The organism is Halalkalibacter kiskunsagensis, assembly GCF_037027555.1.
Taxonomy (GTDB): Bacteria; Bacillota; Bacilli; order Bacillales; family Bacillaceae_D; genus Halalkalibacter; species Halalkalibacter kiskunsagensis.
On sequence record NZ_JAXBLX010000003.1, the window covers coordinates 181,564 to 202,226 of the forward strand.

At 38.4% G+C, this 20,663-nt stretch carries 23 protein-coding genes; all 23 read right to left on the bottom strand.

Going from position 1 to position 20,663, the window contains the following annotated elements; translation table 11 throughout:
- Positions 1 to 22 precede the first annotated feature (22 nt).
- Entirely contained in the window at positions 23 to 826 is an 804-nt protein-coding gene (gene trpA, locus SLH51_RS03055; protein ID WP_335959010.1) for a tryptophan synthase subunit alpha, read from the bottom strand.
- The gene (trpB, locus tag SLH51_RS03060) at positions 816 to 2,018 is read right to left on the bottom strand and encodes a tryptophan synthase subunit beta (RefSeq protein ID WP_335959011.1); all 1,203 of its coding nucleotides are present in this window, start codon (positions 2,016 to 2,018) and stop codon (positions 816 to 818) included. The genes trpA and trpB overlap by 11 nt, the downstream gene beginning before the upstream one ends.
- Positions 1,996 to 2,655: a phosphoribosylanthranilate isomerase gene (locus SLH51_RS03065; protein WP_335959012.1), complete on the bottom strand. Its 660-nt coding sequence runs from the start codon at positions 2,653 to 2,655 to the stop codon at positions 1,996 to 1,998. The genes trpB and SLH51_RS03065 overlap by 23 nt, the downstream gene beginning before the upstream one ends.
- Positions 2,639 to 3,412 (bottom strand): indole-3-glycerol phosphate synthase TrpC, encoded by a 774-nt coding sequence (gene trpC / locus SLH51_RS03070; RefSeq protein WP_335959013.1) that lies wholly within the window; start codon positions 3,410 to 3,412, stop codon positions 2,639 to 2,641. Before trpC ends, SLH51_RS03065 begins: the two co-directional genes overlap by 17 nt.
- On the bottom strand, positions 3,405 to 4,424 hold the full coding sequence (gene trpD / locus SLH51_RS03075) for an anthranilate phosphoribosyltransferase (RefSeq protein WP_335959014.1): 1,020 nt from the start codon (positions 4,422 to 4,424) through the stop codon (positions 3,405 to 3,407). The genes trpC and trpD overlap by 8 nt, the downstream gene beginning before the upstream one ends.
- Positions 4,417 to 5,928, bottom strand: a complete 1,512-nt coding sequence (gene trpE, locus SLH51_RS03080; RefSeq protein WP_335959016.1) for an anthranilate synthase component I — start codon at positions 5,926 to 5,928, stop codon at positions 4,417 to 4,419. The genes trpD and trpE overlap by 8 nt, the downstream gene beginning before the upstream one ends.
- A 294-nt stretch (positions 5,929 to 6,222) precedes the next feature.
- The gene (aroH, locus tag SLH51_RS03085) at positions 6,223 to 6,594 is read right to left on the bottom strand and encodes a chorismate mutase (protein WP_335959064.1); all 372 of its coding nucleotides are present in this window, start codon (positions 6,592 to 6,594) and stop codon (positions 6,223 to 6,225) included.
- The gene (gene aroB / locus SLH51_RS03090; protein WP_335959018.1) at positions 6,587 to 7,684 is read right to left on the bottom strand and encodes a 3-dehydroquinate synthase; all 1,098 of its coding nucleotides are present in this window, start codon (positions 7,682 to 7,684) and stop codon (positions 6,587 to 6,589) included. Before aroB ends, aroH begins: the two co-directional genes overlap by 8 nt.
- The gene (gene aroC, locus SLH51_RS03095; RefSeq protein ID WP_335959019.1) at positions 7,684 to 8,856 is read right to left on the bottom strand and encodes a chorismate synthase; all 1,173 of its coding nucleotides are present in this window, start codon (positions 8,854 to 8,856) and stop codon (positions 7,684 to 7,686) included. Before aroC ends, aroB begins: the two co-directional genes overlap by 1 nt.
- Positions 8,857 to 9,472: 616 nt before the next feature.
- Positions 9,473 to 9,916: a nucleoside-diphosphate kinase gene (gene ndk, locus SLH51_RS03100; RefSeq protein WP_335959021.1), complete on the bottom strand. Its 444-nt coding sequence runs from the start codon at positions 9,914 to 9,916 to the stop codon at positions 9,473 to 9,475.
- A gap of 298 nt (positions 9,917 to 10,214) precedes the next feature.
- On the bottom strand, positions 10,215 to 11,186 hold the full coding sequence (hepT, locus tag SLH51_RS03105) for a heptaprenyl diphosphate synthase component II (RefSeq protein WP_335959023.1): 972 nt from the start codon (positions 11,184 to 11,186) through the stop codon (positions 10,215 to 10,217).
- 63 nt (positions 11,187 to 11,249) lie between these two features.
- Entirely contained in the window at positions 11,250 to 12,101 is an 852-nt protein-coding gene (locus SLH51_RS03110) for a menaquinone biosynthesis protein (RefSeq protein ID WP_335959025.1), read from the bottom strand.
- Entirely contained in the window at positions 12,098 to 12,706 is a 609-nt protein-coding gene (locus SLH51_RS03115; protein WP_335959027.1) for a UbiX family flavin prenyltransferase, read from the bottom strand. Before SLH51_RS03115 ends, SLH51_RS03110 begins: the two co-directional genes overlap by 4 nt.
- Positions 12,703 to 13,566 (bottom strand): UbiA-like polyprenyltransferase, encoded by an 864-nt coding sequence (locus tag SLH51_RS03120; RefSeq protein ID WP_335959028.1) that lies wholly within the window; start codon positions 13,564 to 13,566, stop codon positions 12,703 to 12,705. Before SLH51_RS03120 ends, SLH51_RS03115 begins: the two co-directional genes overlap by 4 nt.
- Before the next feature lie 17 nt (positions 13,567 to 13,583).
- Positions 13,584 to 14,297 carry a demethylmenaquinone methyltransferase gene (menG, locus tag SLH51_RS03125; RefSeq protein ID WP_335959029.1) on the bottom strand — a complete coding sequence of 238 codons (714 nt, stop codon included), beginning with the start codon at positions 14,295 to 14,297 and terminating at the stop codon, positions 13,584 to 13,586.
- Between the two features lie 5 nt (positions 14,298 to 14,302).
- Entirely contained in the window at positions 14,303 to 15,091 is a 789-nt protein-coding gene (locus SLH51_RS03130) for a heptaprenyl diphosphate synthase component 1 (protein WP_335959030.1), read from the bottom strand.
- A gap of 113 nt (positions 15,092 to 15,204) precedes the next feature.
- On the bottom strand, positions 15,205 to 15,423 hold the full coding sequence (gene mtrB / locus SLH51_RS03135; protein WP_227936182.1) for a trp RNA-binding attenuation protein MtrB: 219 nt from the start codon (positions 15,421 to 15,423) through the stop codon (positions 15,205 to 15,207).
- A 198-nt stretch (positions 15,424 to 15,621) separates the two neighbouring features.
- Entirely contained in the window at positions 15,622 to 17,100 is a 1,479-nt protein-coding gene (gene spoIVA / locus SLH51_RS03140) for a stage IV sporulation protein A (protein ID WP_335959031.1), read from the bottom strand.
- Positions 17,101 to 17,324: 224 nt separating this feature from the next.
- Entirely contained in the window at positions 17,325 to 18,050 is a 726-nt protein-coding gene (locus SLH51_RS03145; protein ID WP_335959033.1) for a hypothetical protein, read from the bottom strand.
- 21 nt (positions 18,051 to 18,071) lie between these two features.
- Positions 18,072 to 18,275, bottom strand: coding sequence for a DUF2768 domain-containing protein (locus tag SLH51_RS03150; protein WP_335959034.1), 204 nt, complete (start codon positions 18,273 to 18,275; stop codon positions 18,072 to 18,074).
- A gap of 304 nt (positions 18,276 to 18,579) precedes the next feature.
- The gene (locus SLH51_RS03155; protein ID WP_335959036.1) at positions 18,580 to 18,846 is read right to left on the bottom strand and encodes a stage VI sporulation protein F; all 267 of its coding nucleotides are present in this window, start codon (positions 18,844 to 18,846) and stop codon (positions 18,580 to 18,582) included.
- Between the two features lie 86 nt (positions 18,847 to 18,932).
- A complete protein-coding gene (locus SLH51_RS03160) occupies positions 18,933 to 19,964 on the bottom strand; it encodes an NAD(P)H-dependent glycerol-3-phosphate dehydrogenase (RefSeq protein ID WP_335959038.1) in 1,032 nt (343 codons plus the stop codon).
- 20 nt (positions 19,965 to 19,984) lie between these two features.
- The gene (gene plsY, locus SLH51_RS03165) at positions 19,985 to 20,599 is read right to left on the bottom strand and encodes a glycerol-3-phosphate 1-O-acyltransferase PlsY (RefSeq protein ID WP_335959065.1); all 615 of its coding nucleotides are present in this window, start codon (positions 20,597 to 20,599) and stop codon (positions 19,985 to 19,987) included.
- Between the last annotated feature and the right edge of the window lie 64 nt (positions 20,600 to 20,663).

A 20,663-nucleotide genomic window follows, 5' to 3' on the forward strand; every position in this document is an offset into this window, starting at 1 on the left:
TAATATCCTGCCTCTTATTATGTTACGACGAAATGAGCGAGGAGACAAACGTTTTTATGTTACGAAGTGCAATTGGTCTTGTTTCCTTCTCTTTTAACGCTTCTTCTTGCTCTCCTATTACTGTAACAAGCGCACTTCCTACAACGACCCCATCAGCATGTTTTTGCATCGCTCTTACTTGCTCGCCAGATGATATCCCAAACCCGACTGCCGTTGGAATGTTGCTTGCTTCACGGACTGTTTTTAGAAAATCATATACTCTTGGATCAAGTTCATTTCGAACTCCCGTTACACCTAAAGACGAGACACAATACAAGAAGCCTTTAGCACGCTGGGCTATCTTAATCATACGTTGTTTTGATGTTGGGGCAACAAGTGAGATAAAAGCTAAGTCATTTTGCTCACAAAGTTGATCTAAATGTTCGCTTTCCTCAAATGGAAGATCTGGAACTAACAATCCATCAATTCCTAGCTCGGCTGCTTCATTTACGAATCGTTCTTCACCATACTGCAATAAAGGGTTAAAATACGTAAAAATAATGACCGGAATCGTCAGCCCCCGTTTTCTCATTTCAGGGACAAGTTGTAATGCCTTTTCTAAAGACATCCCACCCTGTAAGGCACGTTTAGATGCCGCTTGAATCGTTGGGCCATCAGCAAGTGGATCGGAATAGGGAATGCCTAATTCTAAAATGCTAGCGCCTGCTTCCTCTAAAGTTACCGCAATTTCAATTGTCGCTTCTGCTGTAGGGTCACCTGCTGTAATAAATGGAATAAACAAAGGTTTATCCGACTTCGTTGCTACTTCCATTCGCTTATTCGCCATCTGTCTCACCCCTAAAACGTTTCATTAATGTATGAACATCCTTATCCCCTCTACCAGATAAACAAACAAGTATCGTATCATCTGGTGTTAATTCTTTTGCTCTCTCAAACGCTTTAGCTAATGCATGCGCTGATTCAATTGCTGGGATGATACCTTCTTGTTCAGATAATAGCTTTAATGCATCTAACGCTTGTTGATCTGTAACGGCTTCATATTTAACTCGTCCGTTACTCGCTAAGTATGCATGTTCAGGTCCAACTCCAGGATAATCAAGACCCGCAGAGATAGAATACGGCTCTGTTATTTGTCCTGCTTCATCTTGCAGTAAATAGGTTAACGAACCGTGAATTACTCCTTTTCGACCATGAGTGATCGTTGCAGCGTGCTCGTTTGTATCAACGCCTAACCCAGCTGCCTCAACCCCAATTAAGGTAATATCATCTTCTAAAAAAGGGTAAAACATTCCAATAGCATTACTACCACCACCAACACAAGCAATAATTTCCGTTGGCAATTTTTGTTCGCGCTCTAAAAACTGTTTTTTGGATTCATCGCCGATAATTCTTTGGAAATTTCGTACCATCTTCGGATATGGATGAGGACCAACAACAGAACCAATCAAATAAAACGTATCTTCAGCATTAGCAACCCAATAACGAATCGCTTCATTAGTTGCATCTTTTAATGTCTTACTACCCGAAGTAGCAGGAATAACTTCTGCTCCAAGCAATTCCATACGAAAGACATTTAGAGCTTGTCGTTCCATATCCTCTGCACCCATGAAAACTTTACATTCAAGTCCAAATCTTGCTGCAATTGTCGCGGAAGCAACCCCGTGCTGCCCTGCACCTGTTTCAGCAACAATTTTCGTTTTCCCCATTTTCTTTGCAAGTAGCGCTTGTCCCATTGCGTTATTTAGTTTATGGGCCCCTGTATGCAAAAGATCCTCTCGCTTTAAATAAATCTTAGCACCACCAAGTGACTTTGAAATATTTTCGGCATAGGATAATGCTGTTGGTCTTCCTGCATATTCTTGTAAGTGAGTAAGATATTCATTAGCAAAGGTTTCATCAGCAGTTGCTTCATCCAACGACTCTTCTAATTCTTCTATAACACTCATTAACGTCTCAGGAACGTATTTTCCGCCAAATTCACCAAAGCGACCTCGTTTATCTGGATGTGTTGTTTTCATGTTGGTTCATCCTTTCTTCTAGTTGCTTAATTAGCTTTCTAGACTTGATGCCATTTTCTTCTATGCCACTAGAAACATCAATGCCGTCTGGTCCATAATCTAGTACTTTATCAATATTATCCGGTCGAATACCTCCAGCAATAAAAACGGGGACACCTTGCTTTTTCCCTTCGTCTAAATAATAAGGTATATAACTCCAATCAAATGAGGTGCCTGTGCCCCCCCATTGATTTCCTACCTTACAATCTACGATATAGCCAGCTACTAACCCTTCATATGTTAGCATGAGTTGCAATGCGTCCTTTGAATGATGGATCACTTTCCAAACGGGCAAAGACGTTATTTTTTTTATTTCGGCAATTTGCTCTGGCTTTTCATTTCCATGACATTGGATTATATCTATAGGAAGCTCATTAATTGTTGATTGAATTGATTTGGCATCTTCATTCACAAATAGAGCAACAATCTTCTTATTATTAGTTTTTTTTTGTGCCTTCATCCAATCTCTCACTTGTTCTCCATTGACTTGTCTTTTGCTTTTTGCAAAGACAAAGCCAATGTAATCAGCATTGCTTGAGGTAGAGACATTCGTGTCATGTAACGAATGATTTCCACATAATTTAAGAAGAGGTTGCAACAGACTCTCCTCCAAACAATGCTGCAATTCCTGCCTCAGGTGATGACGCGCGCATTAACGATTCGCCAACAAGCACACCTGCAGCTCCCACTTTTTTGACCCGGTCAAGGTCAGATGTATGATGGATTCCGCTCTCACTAACAAACAAACTTCCTTCAGGAATTAGCTTAGCCATCTCCTCCGTTTGCGTTAATGTTGTCTCAAATGTTTTCAAATTCCGATTATTAACACCTATTATTTTAGGTGTAAATGTAGTAAGAAGCTCTACTAGCTCTTCTTTAGCATGAACTTCGACTAAACATTCTAGACCTAAACTATAAGCATACTCATAAAGTTCTTTTAATTGATCAATTGGAACCGTTCCAACGATTAGCAGCATCGCATCAGCTCCAATACGAACCGTTTCATCGATTTGTTTCTTATCAATAATAAAATCTTTTCTCATTACTGGCAGGGAAACTTCTTTTTTAATAGCAGACAAATAATCACGATGTCCTTGAAAATACATTTCATCTGTTAAAACAGAGATTGCATCCGCTCCACCTTCTTGATAACCTTTGGCAATGGAAATTGGTTCAAACTGCTCACATATGATACCTTTTGAAGGAGAAGCTTTCTTGACTTCGGCAATAAGTCCGATTGACCTGTTTGGTTCTTTTAATGCTTCGTAGAGCGAGAAAGTTGGAACGATTACTTGCTCAGAAAGCATTAAATTGGCTATTTCCAGACGTTTTGTTTCCAATATTTTCTCAAGCATGATGTTGTTTCTCCTTTTGCAGATATTGATAATGATTGTATACGGCGCCCGAATAAATTGCATTTTTTACACTTGCAACCCCTTCATGAATCGATTCTACTCGTTTCGCTACATAAAGGGCTGCTGCTGTGTTGAATATGACAATTCCAAGTGCTGATTCATTCGCTTCACCCTTAAGTACTTGTTGAATAACCTTTGCACTCTCAACAGGGTTTTTCACTTGTATATCTTGTAATACTCCTCGTTTAAGTCCAACATCTTCAGGAGCTATCGTGTAAATTTGCTGACTTTCGCCATTTACCTCAATAACTTTTGATTCAGTTGTAATCGATAATTCATCAAGTCCTTCTCCACCAGTAACAAACAATGCTCTTGATGTATTTAGTCGAATTAAGGTTTCTGCCATTTTTTTTGCGAATTCATGATTGTACACACCAATTAACTGATGCTTAGCACCTGCAGGGTTCGTTAATGGGCCTAGCAAGTTAAAAATAGTCCTAAAACCAATTTCTTTTCTAGGAACAACTGCATGTTTCATCGATTGATGATAAAGTGGTGCAAACAAAAACGAAAGGTTCGAATCTAGTAACGATTGTCTTGCTTCTTCTTTTGTGTATTGTGTTGGTATATTCAGTGCCTCTAATACATCTGCACTCCCGCTTTTAGACGATACTGCACGATTGCCATGCTTGGCTACTGGCACACCCATTCCAGATAAAACAATGGCTGTTGCGGTTGATACATTGAACGTTTGAAGGTCATCTCCACCTGTACCGCATGTATCAACAACGGGAATATCATCTGTTGGAATTCGGATGGAGTGAGCGCGCATTGAACGTGCAAAACCTGTCATTTCATCAACCGTCTCGCCTCTAAATCGCATGACCGTCAGGAGACTGGCAATTTGACTGGGTGTCGCTTGTCCGCTCATAATTTCATTCATCGTTTGTTCTGCTTGAGTTTCAGTCATATATTGACCTTCCATACACGTACGAAGAATTGTTTTAAACATGAGTTGTCTCCTCCCTTTTTCCAAACATTTTTTCAGCTAATTGTGCAGCCCGGATTAACGCTTTTGCCTTATTTTGTGTTTCTTCATATTCTTTCTCTGGAATAGAATCAGCGACAATCCCGGCTCCGGCCTGAATGTAGGCTTTCCCATTTTCAATAATCATCGTTCGAATCGCGATACATGAGTCAATGTTCCCATCATAGCCAAGGTAGCCAATGGCACCTGCGTACACACCTCTTTTTGTCGGCTCTAATTCTTGCAAAATTTCCATTGCGCGAATTTTTGGAGCTCCAGAAACCGTCCCTGCTGGAAAAGATGCCATCAGAGCTTCTAATGGCTTTGTTCCTGCTCGAAGTCTACCAGTTACTTTTGAGACAATGTGCATTACATGAGAGAACTTCTCAATAGATAGTAAAGTCGGTGTTTCCACTGATCCATATTCAGCTATGCGACCTACGTCATTGCGTGCTAGGTCAACAAGCATATAATGTTCTGCTCGTTCCTTTTCATCAGCAAGTAAATCTTTAGCTAATATCACGTCCTCTTGTTCATCTTTTCCACGTTTTCTAGTTCCCGCTATTGGATGAATTTCAACATGACCATCCTGAACTTGAACAAGTCTTTCAGGAGAACTTCCGACTACTTCTATTTGATCAAATTTTAAATAGAATAAATATGGAGACGGATTAACCATCCGAAGGACTCGATATACTTCTAGTGCAGAGGCAGAAACCTCCATCTCAAATCTCTGCGATAGAACCGTTTGAAACACATCACCCGCTCGAATATATTCTTTTATTTTTTCAACATCATCAAGGAATGCTTCTTTTTTGTAATTCGACGTTACATGTTCAAAAGATACCTCTTGATCCGTCTTCGGAACATTTTTTAACATGAGTCCATTTATCGGTTGTTCTAGCAACGAATGAATTCGCTTGATTTCTGCTCTTGCTTCATGATACGTATTCACAAGTGACTCTTCTTCATTTGGTCTTGCATGGACTAAAACCGATAGCTCTTTGTTTACATGATCATAAGCAATTAACGTTTGACAAAATAAAAATTGATAATGTGGTAGCTTTTGTTCTGTTTCAGTTTGAAGAGTCGGCTCAATCGTTTCAATTGCGTCATAGCTCATATAACCAACCGCTCCACCTCGAAATGGAATCGGAATATCTAACGGCTGAACATGTAAAAATCTCATTGTTGCATCAAAAGCTTGTTGGAACGTCTTCTCTTCAATGACTTTTTCACGACTTTTGGAATACGTTTTATACGTACCATTTTCTTCGACTAACTCAAACATTGGGTTTAATCCAATGAATGAATATCTAGACCACGAAGATTGCTCATCCTTACTCTCAAGCAAGAATGAAACTTGTTCACCTAATTGATGGACGATTTGGACTGGGGTTAAACCATCTGCAAAAAAACGTTGAAAAACAGGAATTGTTTTATACGTTTCGGCTGTTTTTTGAAATTCTAAAAAGGTTGGGGTTATCATAACAATCACTCCTAAGTTTGGAATGAATGAAATGAGTGGGAGGGGGAATCGTATATGAAATGAATCAACGTTTAATTACGTTAGATTGCTTCTTTACGATGATATAAAAAACCCCCTAAACATAAACGTTTAGGAGGTATATAGATAGACGTATCCCTCAACTAAACTCAGCTCTCCTCAACTCAATCTCATTCTCTACTAGACTCAATATTCGTACTATTTTCATTATAATTACTAAACTAGGCTCGAAGAAAACATTTTCTTCATCTCATCTGCCATCAGTTTACCTTGTTCTTATTCATTCGTCAAGGTTAAATCTGGTCTAAGTTTAGTAGCTTCCCGTAAGTACACATGGGTAATTTCGTCTTGTTCGACATCTGTATTTACCGTCATTAATACACGTATACAAAATGGCAGACTATTTGGCACTGGAATTTCAACAGCACAAACTACAGGAACATAGGACCAATCAGCAAACTCTCTTAGTACTTTAGCCGGAAAAGCCGCTGTTATATCCTGTGTCACTGTAAAAAGTACTTGTGCAACATTTTTGGGGTTAATGTCATTTTTTAAAATTAACTCTTGAACCAATTCCTTAGTTGCGATTGAAATCTCAGCGTCTGTATTATTCTCAATTGTTATCGCACCACGAATCCCTCTAACCAACATCATCTACCTCCATCTGTTCAGCTATCAACTGTTCAATCATTGAAGGTGGAATCTCTAACATTGTTGCTTTTTCCATTCCTTGTAAAAGCACCATACGTATAGAGCCAGCCTCCGCTTTTTTATCTGATTGCATTTTCCCTATTAACTTATTTACATTTAACTTGTTAGGAATCGTTGTTTTATAGCCGAGACGTTGAAACCAATTCTCATGTTGTTTTACATGTAAATCTATTTCAAACATCGTTTCGCTTAATTTCAAAGCGAATATCATTCCAATAGCAACTGCTTCACCATGTGTAATGGCTCCATACCCTAATTCAGATTCAATGGCATGACCTAAGGTATGACCAAAATTTAGATAAGCTCTGACTCCAGATTCTCTTTCATCTTCAGCCACAATATTTGCTTTAACAGCAAGGGATCTTTCTAAAAGATTAATCACTTGCTCAACGGGAAGTTGATCAAACGACTTCACCTCACCTTGTAGCCATTGCAAGAAATCCTGATTGCGAATAAATCCATGCTTAATTACTTCCGCAAAACCTGAACGCCATTCTCTTTCAGGTAATGAATATAGAGTTTCCGGATCGTAGAATACGGCATCTGGTTGGTGAAAACTCCCTACCATATTTTTCCCTAGAGCGTGGTTGATTGCTACTTTCCCTCCAACACTACTATCATGGGCAAGAAGAGTTGTCGGCACTTGGACAAAGCGGATTCCTCGCATATAGGTCGAAGCAACAAAACCAGCCAAATCACCAACTACTCCACCACCTAGAGCAACAATGACTGATTTACGATCAAGACCACATTCAAGAGCTTTCGTCATAACTTGTTCATAGGTAGCAAATGATTTTGAAGATTCACCACTTGGAATAACTTCAGTGTAGATAGGAAGCTTATTTTGAAAGCTCCCTACTACATCATTTAAATAAAGAGGCGCAACAACTGAATCTGTAATAACAAAAATGGAAGAAAATGCCTCAGTCACTATCTCTTCTAATAATTGTCCTACTTTATGGCGTATACGAGCTTCTATGTATACATTGTACGACTTTGATTTCGCTTCAATCGGAACTAACTTCATTAAAACTTCCTCGCTTCATCCTGATGCCGTTGTACATTTTGTTGAATGGTCTCAATTTGGTCATGACCAAACGTTTCAAGTAGGGCATTCGCTACTTCCCATGCTACAACTGCTTCTGCTACTACAGATGCTGCAGGAACCGCACAACTATCAGACCGTTCAATGCTTGCCTCAAATGGTTCTTTAGTTTCAATATCAACACTTTGTAGAGGTTTGTATAGAGTAGGAATGGGTTTCATCACTCCCCGAACGACAATCGGCATTCCTGTTGTCATTCCCCCTTCAAATCCCCCTAACCGATTTGTTTTTCGGCTATAGCCTTTTTCTTCGTCCCAAATAATTTCATCATGGACTTGGCTCCCTGGCAAGCTAGCTGCTTCAAAACCAATCCCAATTTCCACTCCTTTAAATGCATTAATGCTCATCACTGCTGCTGCTAATTTGGCATCGAGCTTTCGGTCATAATGAACATGACTACCAAGGCCAATTGGGACATTCTCAATGACTACTTCAACGATTCCACCTATTGAGTCACCATCTTTTTTGGCAGCATCAATCGCTTCGATCATTTTGACGCTAGCTTCGTCATCTAAGCAACGCACTTGTGAAGCCTCTGATCGTGCTTGCAATTCTTCAACTGAATCATATGATACATTTTCTGCTTTGACGCCACCTATTTCAAGGACATGTCCACCTACGCTAATTCCGAATGTTTGGAGGATCTTTTTGGCAACAGCACCGGCAGCCACTCTAACTGTCGTTTCTCTTGCTGAAGAGCGCTCAAGTACATTCCGCATGTCGCGATGTCCATATTTTATAGCTCCGTTTAAATCAGCATGTCCTGGACGTGGACGGGTTAATTTCCGCTTCACTTCTTTTTCTTCTTCCTCACCAATCGGTTCTGCACCCATAATTTTCGTCCAATGGGTCCAATCTTTATTTTCTACAACGAGAGCAATAGGTGCACCAGTTGTACGGCCATGACGAACGCCGCTTAAAATTTGGACTTGATCCTTTTCAATTTGCATTCTTCTCCCACGACCATATCCACCTTGGCGACGTGCTAAATCACGATTAATATCTTCAGCTAACAACTCTAGTTGAGCTGGCACCCCTTCAATAATCGTCGTTAATTGCGGGCCATGTGACTCACCAGCTGTTAAATATCTCATCTCGACTCCTCCAATTCCAACAACCTTTTCTCTTTAACGCTTTTATGCGTTAAATTATAACATGAATATCATCACTTTGTCTCAAATAATTTAGACAATTTCGTTATTATCTAGACATTTTACCAGTTTAACCTTTATCCGTCTAAGGAAAAATTTCATCGAGTTTAATAAAAAGGATGTGATTTTCTCTTTTAACAGACACTAACTAATAAGTGAAGGCATTTAAACACCTTTTCATATATTTATCTATTCTATATTTTTTTATAGAAAAATGCATCCTCAGTTTTCAAGCTCGTACATTTTCGCGTTAAATATTTGTTTTGCAATTTTTACAAACAATCCCCCTCCCAGGGCGGAGCGCTCGACTAAACTTAAGGTTCAATTCAATCGCTAACCTCAAACTATGTTACCGATTAATCATATGACGAATATGTCCAAATTTCCATTAGAATTCGCAATCCTAAGGAGCCTCTTCTACTCTTTGAAAAAACAACAAATGATACTGCCCTTAACAATTAAAGACATCCTTCAAGGTTCTTATTTGAAGCCTACATTTATGTCTTTTAGTTAAAAAGAAAAAGCCCGCCCTAAACGGACGAACCTTTAAACGCTTACATTAAATCCACTTACTAACCGTTTTCTCATATTCATTTAGCTCATTTTCATTAAAGAAAATCGAAATCTCTCTTTCTGCACTTGCAGGAGAATCAGAACCATGAATGACATTCATAGAAACTTGTACACCATAATCTCCCCGGATTGTTCCAGGACCGGCTTCTGCAGGATTGGTTGTTCCCATCATCGTACGAGCAGTTGAGATTACATTTACACCTTCCCAAACCATTGCAAATACAGGACCTGACGTAATAAATTTGACTAAATCGCCAAAGAAAGGACGCTCTTTATGTTCAGCATAGTGAGTTTCTGCTGTTTCTTTTGAAAGAGTCATTAACTTTGCACCAACTAACGTAAAGCCCTTCTTTTCAAAACGTGATACAACTTCGCCAATTAAATTACGTTGTACTCCATCGGGCTTAATCATTAAATATGTACGTTCCATGAACAGATCGCTCCTATCAAATTATGTAGTAGAACCTCTATTAGTATAGCAAATATTCAAAACTGTAACAATATCAGTTGAGAATTATTTACTAGAAAACGCTAACATTACCATAAACGGACTAAATAAATCTATTCAGGTAAGAAAACAAAGTTCTCGCCTTACTTCTCCAACCAAAAAGTGATTCAGCTCGATATCTTCCATTTTTACCCACTTCTCCATCTTATTCACGCCAAATAGCTGATGAGAAACGATATTCCATTTCATCACCAGCTATGAATTTTGCATAATTTTTAATTTAAAATTTACGTTTGCCTATGTAGGTAGCAATCTCTCGTAAATAAGTCTTCTCTTTTGTATCAGGTAGTCTTTCAAGTGCTTCATAAGCTTTTTTCAAATATTGATCACTTATCTCTATCGAGTACTCAATCCCCCCAGACTGTTTTACTGCATTTAGAATAGAGGAAATATCAATATTCTCTGGATAGTTAGTCGCTAGCATATCCTTTACAAGTTTCTTAATTTCAACGTCGTGATGCATAGCATAAAGTGCAGGCAACGTAACATTCCCTTGGCGTAAATCACCACCTGCGGGCTTTCCTAACTGCTTCTCAGTCCCGACAAAATCAAGTACATCATCTGTTATTTGAAAAGACATTCCCACATTATAACCAAATTGATACAGACCTCTTTGAATTTGTTGATCAGCCTTTGCCGCTAACGCCCCTAACTGACAACTAACTGCAATTAACAATGCCGTTTTGCGTTTAATTCTTCGTAAGTACACTCGGAAATTTTGACCCCAGTTGTATTGATCACGGATTTGCTCAATTTCTCCAAGGCACATTTCTAACATGGCATTCGATAATATTTGATGAATTTTCGGATCAGAGAAAAACGTTGACGTCTCTACTGCTTTTCCAAATATAAAGTCCCCTGTATACATCGCGACTCTGTTATCCCACTTTGATTTAATTGTTTTTTGCCCACGACGTAAATCTGCATCATCGATTACATCATCATGAACCAATGAAGCCATATGAATCAATTCTAATGGAACAGCAATATGTTTTAAATCTTCAATGTTATACTGTCCAAATTTAGCGGCCAATAATACGAATACAGGACGAATTCTCTTCCCACCAGCTTTTAGTAATTGAGTCGCTGCTTCCTGCAGGATATCATTTTTGGCTTGCACTGTTGTTTCAAGCTCTTTTTCAATAATAGTAATATCAGATTGAAATTGCATATAAATTTCTGCTAGTTTCATGTCGTCCACCTTAATTCATTACGACGATTCCCTATCGTCGTCAGCCTATTGTCTTATTTTCTTCTACTTAATAGTAACATCCGTATTCCAAATGTTTAACGTTTTAATAGGTTCAGCTATATAGTTCATTTTATAGAGCACTTCAAAGAAATAAGATAGTCCCCGTTGTTCTTGTGGTCCAAAATCATTACAAAGTTTCAAAAAGTACTTATCCCAAAATGATTTATTGCCTCCATATGTTTTCACTATATCGGCAATCATTGGTTGGTAATTTTCAGATTCACTTCGCAATTTACTTTCTAGGAACGATCGATATATATAGCCGACAAGGCTTGTATGATCACGAAGAGTTTCATTACGGACAGCAAATACAGCAAACGTCATTGGCAATCCTGTTTGATCATACCAGATGTCTCCTAAATCGTAATTATAAAGAGAATCACTATTTTCCCGTTTAGCTACGATCGCGTCGTCCCCAATTAATAAACACGCATCATGTTCTAATAACATAGTTCCAATATCGGGCTTCATCATAGTATATGAAATGGATAAGGAATAAAAATGTTCCAAGATAATTTTCAAAAGATGAACAGAAGATGCCGAGCTTAACGTTAATGCAACTTTTTTTCCGTCTAGTTCCTGTAGAGGTACTTTTGAAAATAAATAGATAGAGCCAACCGCTCCATAGGATGTGACTGATAAATTCGGCATTAACGTAAATGCATTTGCATTTTCAGCATACGCAAACGAAGATATACCACCAATGTCAATTCTTCCTGATGCCATCTCTTGATTCAGCTGAGCGGGAACTTGTGGGATAAATTGACAGTTGCGTTTCTTTAACGCGTCCCGGTCGAGGTGGTAAAAGAAAGGTAAAATATTCGTATATGAAATTTCACCTATTACAACACTCATCGTTTATCCCCCCACCTTGTAAACAAATCATGTTTAACACCTAGACTGTCTAACGCTTTACCAACTAGAAAATTAATGAGCTCATCCATGTTCTTCGGTAAGTGATAGAAACCTGGCATCGCCGGAAGAACTTTCGCTCCAACTTTTGAAACCTTAAGCATATTTTCTAAATGAAGTTGGTTAAGTGGGGTTTCCCTAGGAACTAAAATGAGGTTTCGCCCCTCTTTTAACATAACATCCGCTGTTCGTTCAAGGAGATTTCCAGAAGCACCGTTTGCAATACCAGAAAGGGTTCCCATTGAACAAGGGATAATAATCATTCCATCATTTTGGTATGAACCGCTTGCAATGGGCGCTCCGTAATCATGAAGATCATGAGTGTGTAGTTGCCCATCGTAGCCACTAAATAATTCCTCGATAACAGAATCACGGTTGGAGGTCGCTAGTAACAATTCTTCTTTAAATACCCTCCAAGCTGCCTCTGTCAACACTAAATGAACTTTGTAAGATCGTTTTAGTAGTTCTTGAACAAGACGAACACCATATACCGCTCCACTTGCTCCTGTTATCCCCACAGTGAATATTCCTTTAGCTTCTAACGTCATATTAGTATATCTCCAATCGCAAAAATGAACAAAACAAGACTAAGAATTCCGTTCATTGTAAAAAAAGCTACATCCAACTTCGAAAGGTCATTCTCTGAAACAAGTGAGTGTTCATAAACCATAATCCCACCTGCTATTACGACCCCAATGAAATAAATCCATCCTAATGGAGTAAAGAAAAACAATCCAACAAAAGATAAGAAACTGATTACATGCAGAAAACGAGCAATCTTCAAAGCTCGTCCAATACCAAATTGACTCGGAATTGAGTACAATTCATTTTCTCTATCATAATCAGCGTCTTGCGTGGCATAGATCACATCAAACCCAGCTGTCCAAAAGGCAACTGCCAAAAATAATAGCAAAGCTTCCCAAGTTAATGTTCCAGTAGCGCCTACCCAACCACCAAGTGGTGCAAGTCCAATTGTTACTCCTAATATAAGATGACATGTCCATGTAAACCTTTTTGTATATGAATAAATAACTAAAAAGAAAACTGCGATAGGTAATAGATAGACTGCTAATATGTTTAGTTGAAAGGCTGCATAAAAAAGAAGTGCAAATGAAATTAATATAAATAAGAGCACTTCAATTTTTGACACTAATCCTGCTGGAATCGCTCGGTTGGCCGTTCTTGGATTGCGTTTATCGATTTGTTCATCAATTACCCTATTAAGTGACATGGCTGCACTTCTCGCACCGATCATTGCTATCGTAATCCAAAGCCATTCCGACCATGCAGGCCACTCGTTATTCACAATAAAAGCACCAAGCATTGCGCCAAAATAGGCAAACGGAAGTGCAAAAACGGTATGTTCAAATTTGATCATTTCTAAGATGATTTTTATCTTTCTAATCACGTGTATCTGCTCCAATTCTACTTGCTACTTGATTTTTTGCCTAGATGCATAGCTGCAACTCCACCCGAATACGGCTTCACTTCGACATCAACAAAACCAGCTTCACGAAACATGTCAGCTAGTTTATCACGATTTGGAAACGACATTGTTGATTCTTGTAACCAAGAATACTCGTCATAACTCTTCGCAAACATTTTTCCAAATACCGGCATTACTTGACGGAAATAAAAGAAATATAACTGCTTAAATACCGGAATCGTAGGTTGTGATGTTTCAAGACAAACCGTCATTCCTCCAGGCTTTGTCACACGATACATTTCCTTTAGAACTTGCATATAATCAGGTACATTTCGCAGTCCAAATCCTATAGTCACAAAGTCAAAGCAATTATCTTCGTAAGGGAGCTCCATTGCGTTTCCATGGACAAGGTTTACTTGCTTTAGGTTTCGTTTCTCTACTTTTTCTTTTCCAACTTTAAGCATATTTTGGCTAAAGTCTAATCCCTCAACATGACCATTTGAGCCCACTTCTTCACCCAAAGCAATCGCCCAATCTGCCGTTCCACAACAAACATCAAGTGCATGATTTCCTTTTTGAACATTCATTCTTTTCATCGTATCCTTGCGCCATGCCTTATGACGCTGAAAGCTAATTACAGAGTTCATTACATCATACTTTTTATAAATTGATTCAAATACTTGATGAACGCGCTCTTCTTTCGTATGTGTCATCTAGTTCACCCTTCTTCTGAAACGATCTCTTGAAATTCTGCCTTACCTAGTAGTCCATCAATATGATCAATAATAAAACTCTCAAACGTAGGCAATGACCGACAACTCAAAATAAGCCGATCTTTCACATCTTCAACTTTTCTATCTATACATTGAAGAGTCTCTTCTCCACTCCTAGATTCTCTAAGAATAGACTCAATTATAGGACTTTCTGAACCTTTTTCCCAGTTTACCTTTTCCGATAAGAGTCTTTTGAGATAAAAGAAGTCCTTTATTACATCTTTCCAGTTAGCTTGTTCAAAAAAGTCAGCCATATTTTGCATTAGCACAGACTCAATTTGTGAAATATTCAATTGAACCTCTTCATAAGTAAAGTCATCTGCATCATATAGATTCATTTTGTATTCATTGATTTCTTGGATCGATTTGCTAAATACCCTGATCATAGGTACATGTTTTTTCTCTGCAAGCAAATAGTAGTAAAGACCAACGTAATAGTCCCCTGCTAGTACGGTCAACTGCCTATTTTTACGTAAACTATCAGAAGTAATTGGTTGAAGGGAGACTTCATCATGAACATCAAGAGCAGCTTGAAGTAATAATGCTGAAATCGTAAACATTTTCGCCTCAGAATTGGATAGTCGTTTATATAACATCGCATATAAAAAACGAACCTTATCATCATCTATAACTGGTTCTGGTATGTACGATTGCAAATATAGATGTTTTGTTAGGCTATAAAAATTCATTTTGATTTCTTTTACTTTATCATCGAACTGACTCATGCTCACCATAAAAAATCCCCCAAATTCCGTCCTTCATTGTTGTCATATTCAAATTTCCATTCCTCTAATTATACAATTATCCTCTACTAGTACTAAAACACAGAGTTAACAAACTCAAGTGATTATTCCTCTGTATCCATCGTACCATGACTCGTTTGAATGATTGCTTTTCCCCTAATTTTCACAGCTGAAGTATGTTCTGTAAATTGAGCAATCATGACCTCACCTTTATCAAGTTTTTCAGAGTGGTGAAAGCGAGTATCAGAACCACGTGTAAGACCAATCACATTCACACCATTTTCCTTTGCCTTTATAACAAAAAACTCATTTTGATTACTCATCTCAACTCTCCTGTTCCTAAAGTTACCCCTATATGCATTCTACTTTTACTATCTTAACACGAATTGAAAAATTTCGCTTTAGAAGCTCTATAAATAAGTCATGAAAATTACTACTCAAATCTTAGCATAAAAAATTAGAGCAAAGCAAAAAGAACCCCATCTTGGGGCTCTTTTCTTCATATAATAGAAATGTCATCATTATAGGATAATGGCAATAAGCCCACCAGAACCTTCGTTAATGATTCTCTCTAACGTCTCCTTTAATTTATATCGAGCATTTTCTGGCATAAGCGATAGTTTAGCTGAAATACCTTCGCGTACAATTGAATTAAGTGACCTTCCAAAAATGTCAGAATTCCAAATCGATAACGGGTTTTCTTCAAAATCTTGCATTAAATAGCGAACAAGCTCTTCACTCTGCTTTTCTGTACCAATTATTGGTGCAAACTCCGATTCTACATCTACTTTAATCATATGAATAGATGGAGCAACAGCTTTTAATCGTACACCAAAGCGTGACCCTTGACGAATAATTTCTGGTTCATCTAAGCTCATGTCAGACAAAGCAGGTGCTGCGATGCCGTAACCAGTTTGTTTGACCATTCGAAGTGCATCAGATACTTGATCATACTCTGCTTTAGCATGAGCAAAATCTTGCATCAATTGTAGTAGATGATCCTTCCCTCTTATTTCGACACCAACGACTTCTTTTAATACTTGATCATATAAATTATCCGGAGCGTATAAATCAATTTCAGCTATCCCATGCCCCATTTCAATTCCCGCTAAACGTGCGTCGTCAATGAATTCATATTCTGTGAATTGTCCAACAACGCGATCGACATCGCGAAGACGCTTAATATCTTTAACTGTCTCACGAACAGATTCTTCATAACTTTGACGGAGCCAATGATCTTCTCGTAATACCATAACCCAGCTTGGAAGATTAACATTCACTTCATGAACCGGAAATTCAAACAATACTTCACGAAGAACATTGTTAATATCTTGGTCTGTCATACTCTCAATACTCATTGCTAAAACCGGAATATCGTATTCGTCCGCCAATTGCCTGCGCAGTTGATCAGTGTCTGGGTGATGAGGTCGCACACTATTAACAATCATAATAAATGGTTTTCCAACTTCTTTTAATTCCTCAACAACACGCGCTTCTGATTCTAGATAATCGTTACGAGGAATTTCACCAATTGAACCATCCGTTGTTACGACCACACCTAAAGTTGAATGTTCTTGAATGACTTTACGCGTTCCAATTTCTGCTGCCTCTTGAAATGGAATTGGCTCCTCATACCAAGGTGTATTAATCATCCTAGGTCCATGCTCATCCTCATAACCTTTTGCTCCAGGAACAGCATACCCAACACAATCAACTAGCCGAATATTAACATCAAGTCCATCATCAACATGAATTGAAATCGCTTGGTTTGGAACAAATTTCGGCTCCGTTGTCATAATTGTCTTACCCGCCGCACTTTGAGGCAATTCATCTTGTGCTCGTGCTTTTTCTGACTCATTTTCAATATTCGGGAGAACGACTAATTCCATAAATTTCTTAATGAATGTCGATTTCCCTGTGCGTACTGCACCTACCACTCCGAGATAAATATCGCCGCCAGTTCGTTCAGCGATATCTTTGAAAATATCTACCTTTTCCACGTGATCCCCTCCCGATCGAGTAAAAATTTGAGAAACCCTTCTTTCCGTAAACCTTGGACACTATCATATCTATGATGTTGTCCATAGTTTATGACAACTGTTCTCGAAAGTAAGAAGATTCTCGTTTTTGGGCTACCGAGAAGGGGAAAACAAAAAACGCCCCTTCCTCTGATATGTATATCAAAAGATAAGGGGCATTAGACCAATTTTATTCATCTGCTCTATTATTTTTTTCTTAGCTCCATAGCATAAATGGGTTCTTGATTATCATCAAGAACATATGGAACACTTCGTAAAGGCACAAATGGAGAATTTTCATATAAAAGAGAGCGGATGTCTTCTCCTTCTGCAAATTGATGGTCATACTCATTAAGCATCATATTTAGATCAATACGATAATCAATTATAATCTCTCCATCATTGGTTAATAGTAAAGGTAGTAACGTATCGTGGTAAGGGCTTCTAACATGAGGAGCTTCCTTATAGTTAAGAGCCTCATGATCTAGTATGAAAAGTCCAACATCAATCATTTCCTTAATTGGTGCATATTGATGTTTTCTCATATAATCATTTAGACGTTGCTGCAACTGTCCGACCTCTCTCTGTGAAGTTAAATCAATCACCTTTACTTCAGGGTCCTCTTCAACATTCACTAGTACATATTGAAATACTCCACCGTTTTCAAAGGCTGTACCCGGTGGTTGCTGCAAGTACCTTGGGCTTAACTGATTAAAATCAATCACATAACGTTGGTAAAGTGAGGTTGTTTCATCAAACGTTCGAATTGGTAAAACACCTGTATCTGTTTGGAATTGCCGAACAGCAAGTTGAACAGATTGAAGTTGATCTGGATAAGCTATTCGATTTTCAGCCCGTTGATCATCAGGAAATAAACATCCACTTAATAGAAGTAGACTCATCGAAAGCCCTACTATAATCGCTTGTCTCATTGCCTGCCGACTCCTTTCTTATTACATAGTAGCGGTTGGTCCACCTAGTACGATAAGAAAGACAATACAACCGGATACAATCAAACAAACAAAAGAAAAGACCAATACTAACTTTTGCACCCAGCCTTTTAACTTTTCTCGACTAAATATTGCACTCCCTGCAGACACAAACATTAATGCAAGAGCAAAAAATGAAATCCACATATTCATCATCGCTTGTGACACGATCTATCAACCTCCAAAAATACGATTTCCAAACAACATTATAGCATAGCCTGTCCAAAAAGTCGGTGTCGCAAACAAAACAAATATAACAGTATAACGAACCTTAGATCAAAATCTAATTAACCTATATTCATGAAAGTGATTACGACCTTTCTCCCATGAAAAAAAGTTGAAGAAGTGGGGGCACACTTCTTCAACTTGACGAAACCCTTCGCCTTAAAGCACAGCCCTATAGTAATGTTCGTTCTTTACAAGTATATGCTAAAACCATAGATTTGCTTATGGTTTTAGCCTACACCCACGTTTATTTTTTGTTGAACATTTTTGCAAGTGAAGCAAAATCAGTTGGCATGTTATTATTTGTAATTGCTTCGACAATCTGGTCTTCTTTTTCTTTGGAGACTGGTTTATTAGCAAGCTTTGCTACTTGTGCAATTAGCTGTCTAACTGCCGCTTCATCTTTAAGATTTGTATTACTAACTGAATTTGCTAATTTAAATAATTCATCTGGTTTTACATTTGCCTTTTTTTGAATTTGGTCCATGAAAGATGAGTCATTTTTTTGAGACATGGTACGCCCTCCCTCATTCGTAATATCACGATATCATATGCGTGAACCCGAAGAAGGTGCGAATTTTCCCTATTACTGCTACTTCCTTATCTCAAAAAATCAACATCTAGTTGCTCAACTTCATGTTTTTTTACTCGACCCATTAATCGTTCTGTTGCTTCTTTTGGATGAAGCCCTTCAAATAATACTGCATTTAAAGCCGAGGTTATTGGCATATCTACTTCTACCTTTTGGGCTAATTCATGGGCTGCCTTTGTCGTGCGAATCCCTTCCACTACCATGCCCATTGATTGCAACACTTCATCTAAAGATTTTCCTTCACCAATCATGTATCCAGCTCGAAAGTTTCTTGAATGCACACTTGTACAAGTTACAATTAAATCCCCTAACCCTGAAAGTCCAGCAAACGTAAGTGGATTGGCGCCTAGCCTCACACCAATCCGAGCAATTTCTGCAAGTCCACGCGTCATAATTGCCGCTTTCGTATTATCGCCCATACCAAGTCCGTTAGTTAAACCACAAACAAGAGCAATACTATTTTTTAAGGCGCCTCCAATTTCAACCCCCACAAGATCCGGATTCGTATAAACACGGAAATGTTGGTTAATGAATAAATCCTGTGCTAACTCAGAAGCTTCGTTATTATTTGAAGATACAGCTACAGTCGTAGGTTGTCTAAGGCTTACTTCTTCAGCATGACTCGGACCTGATAACACAACAACGTCACGTAGCATGTGTGAACCACTAAATTCTTCCTCAATCATTTCCGAAATACGTTTATGAGTTCCTGGCTCTATTCCTTTACTTGCATGGATAATCGTAGCAGGAACTTTCATAACTTTTTTCAATTCTTTTACTGTTTCTCTGATTGCCTTCGTTGGAACAACTAAAAGAATAACCTCAACTCCATCAAGCGCCTTTGCTAATTGGTTATGTCCAATAATTCGTTCTGATAATACGATATTCGGTAAATATTTTGAATTTGTATGGTGCTTATTTATCTCTTCAATTTGATCAGGCCTTCTTGCCCACAGTCTAACCTCGTGTTCATTATCAGCTAAAACCATGGCTAAAGCGGTTCCCCAACTTCCTGCACCAATAACAGCAACTTTTGTCAAACCACTCACTCCTTGTCTACTTATGATTTCTGTCCGATTTTGCTCTCACTTCGTGCGAGCAAGCGTTGAATATTGGTTCGATGCCTCCAAATGGAAAGTAGTGCAACTACAAGCGCTAAATAGGCATAAACTACTGGATAAGCAAAATAATCTAAAAAAATGAAAGAAATAATTGGTGTTAAAATTGCAAATAATATTGACCCTAACGAGACATACCTTGTGAGTATAATGCTAATAATTGCTACAACTCCAGCATATAAAGCTGGTAATAAAAGTAGAGTTGCTAATACACCTATAGTGGTAGCAACTCCTTTCCCACCACGAAATCCATAATAAACCGGCCAATTATGACCTATAATCGCCGCAAATCCAGCTAACGCAGGAAAAAGCCCTGTCTCATCAGGTGCCACCATAGCTCCAATCCATACAGCAATGACCCCTTTTAAAACATCTAGGGCTAATACCGATAATGCAGGACCAAGGCCCAGCACCCGTAAAGTGTTTGTCGCCCCCGCATTGCCACTTCCATGTTGACGTATATCCACTTTTTTTATTTTCTTTGCAATAATATAGCTAAAACTTATTGATCCTAAGAGGTATCCAATTAAAACAGTAAAAATGAGTGCAATAACCATCATACTTTCCCCACCTCATACTCTCTCCTTCTATACCTGCTTTTGTCCAAAGCGTACAAACGTA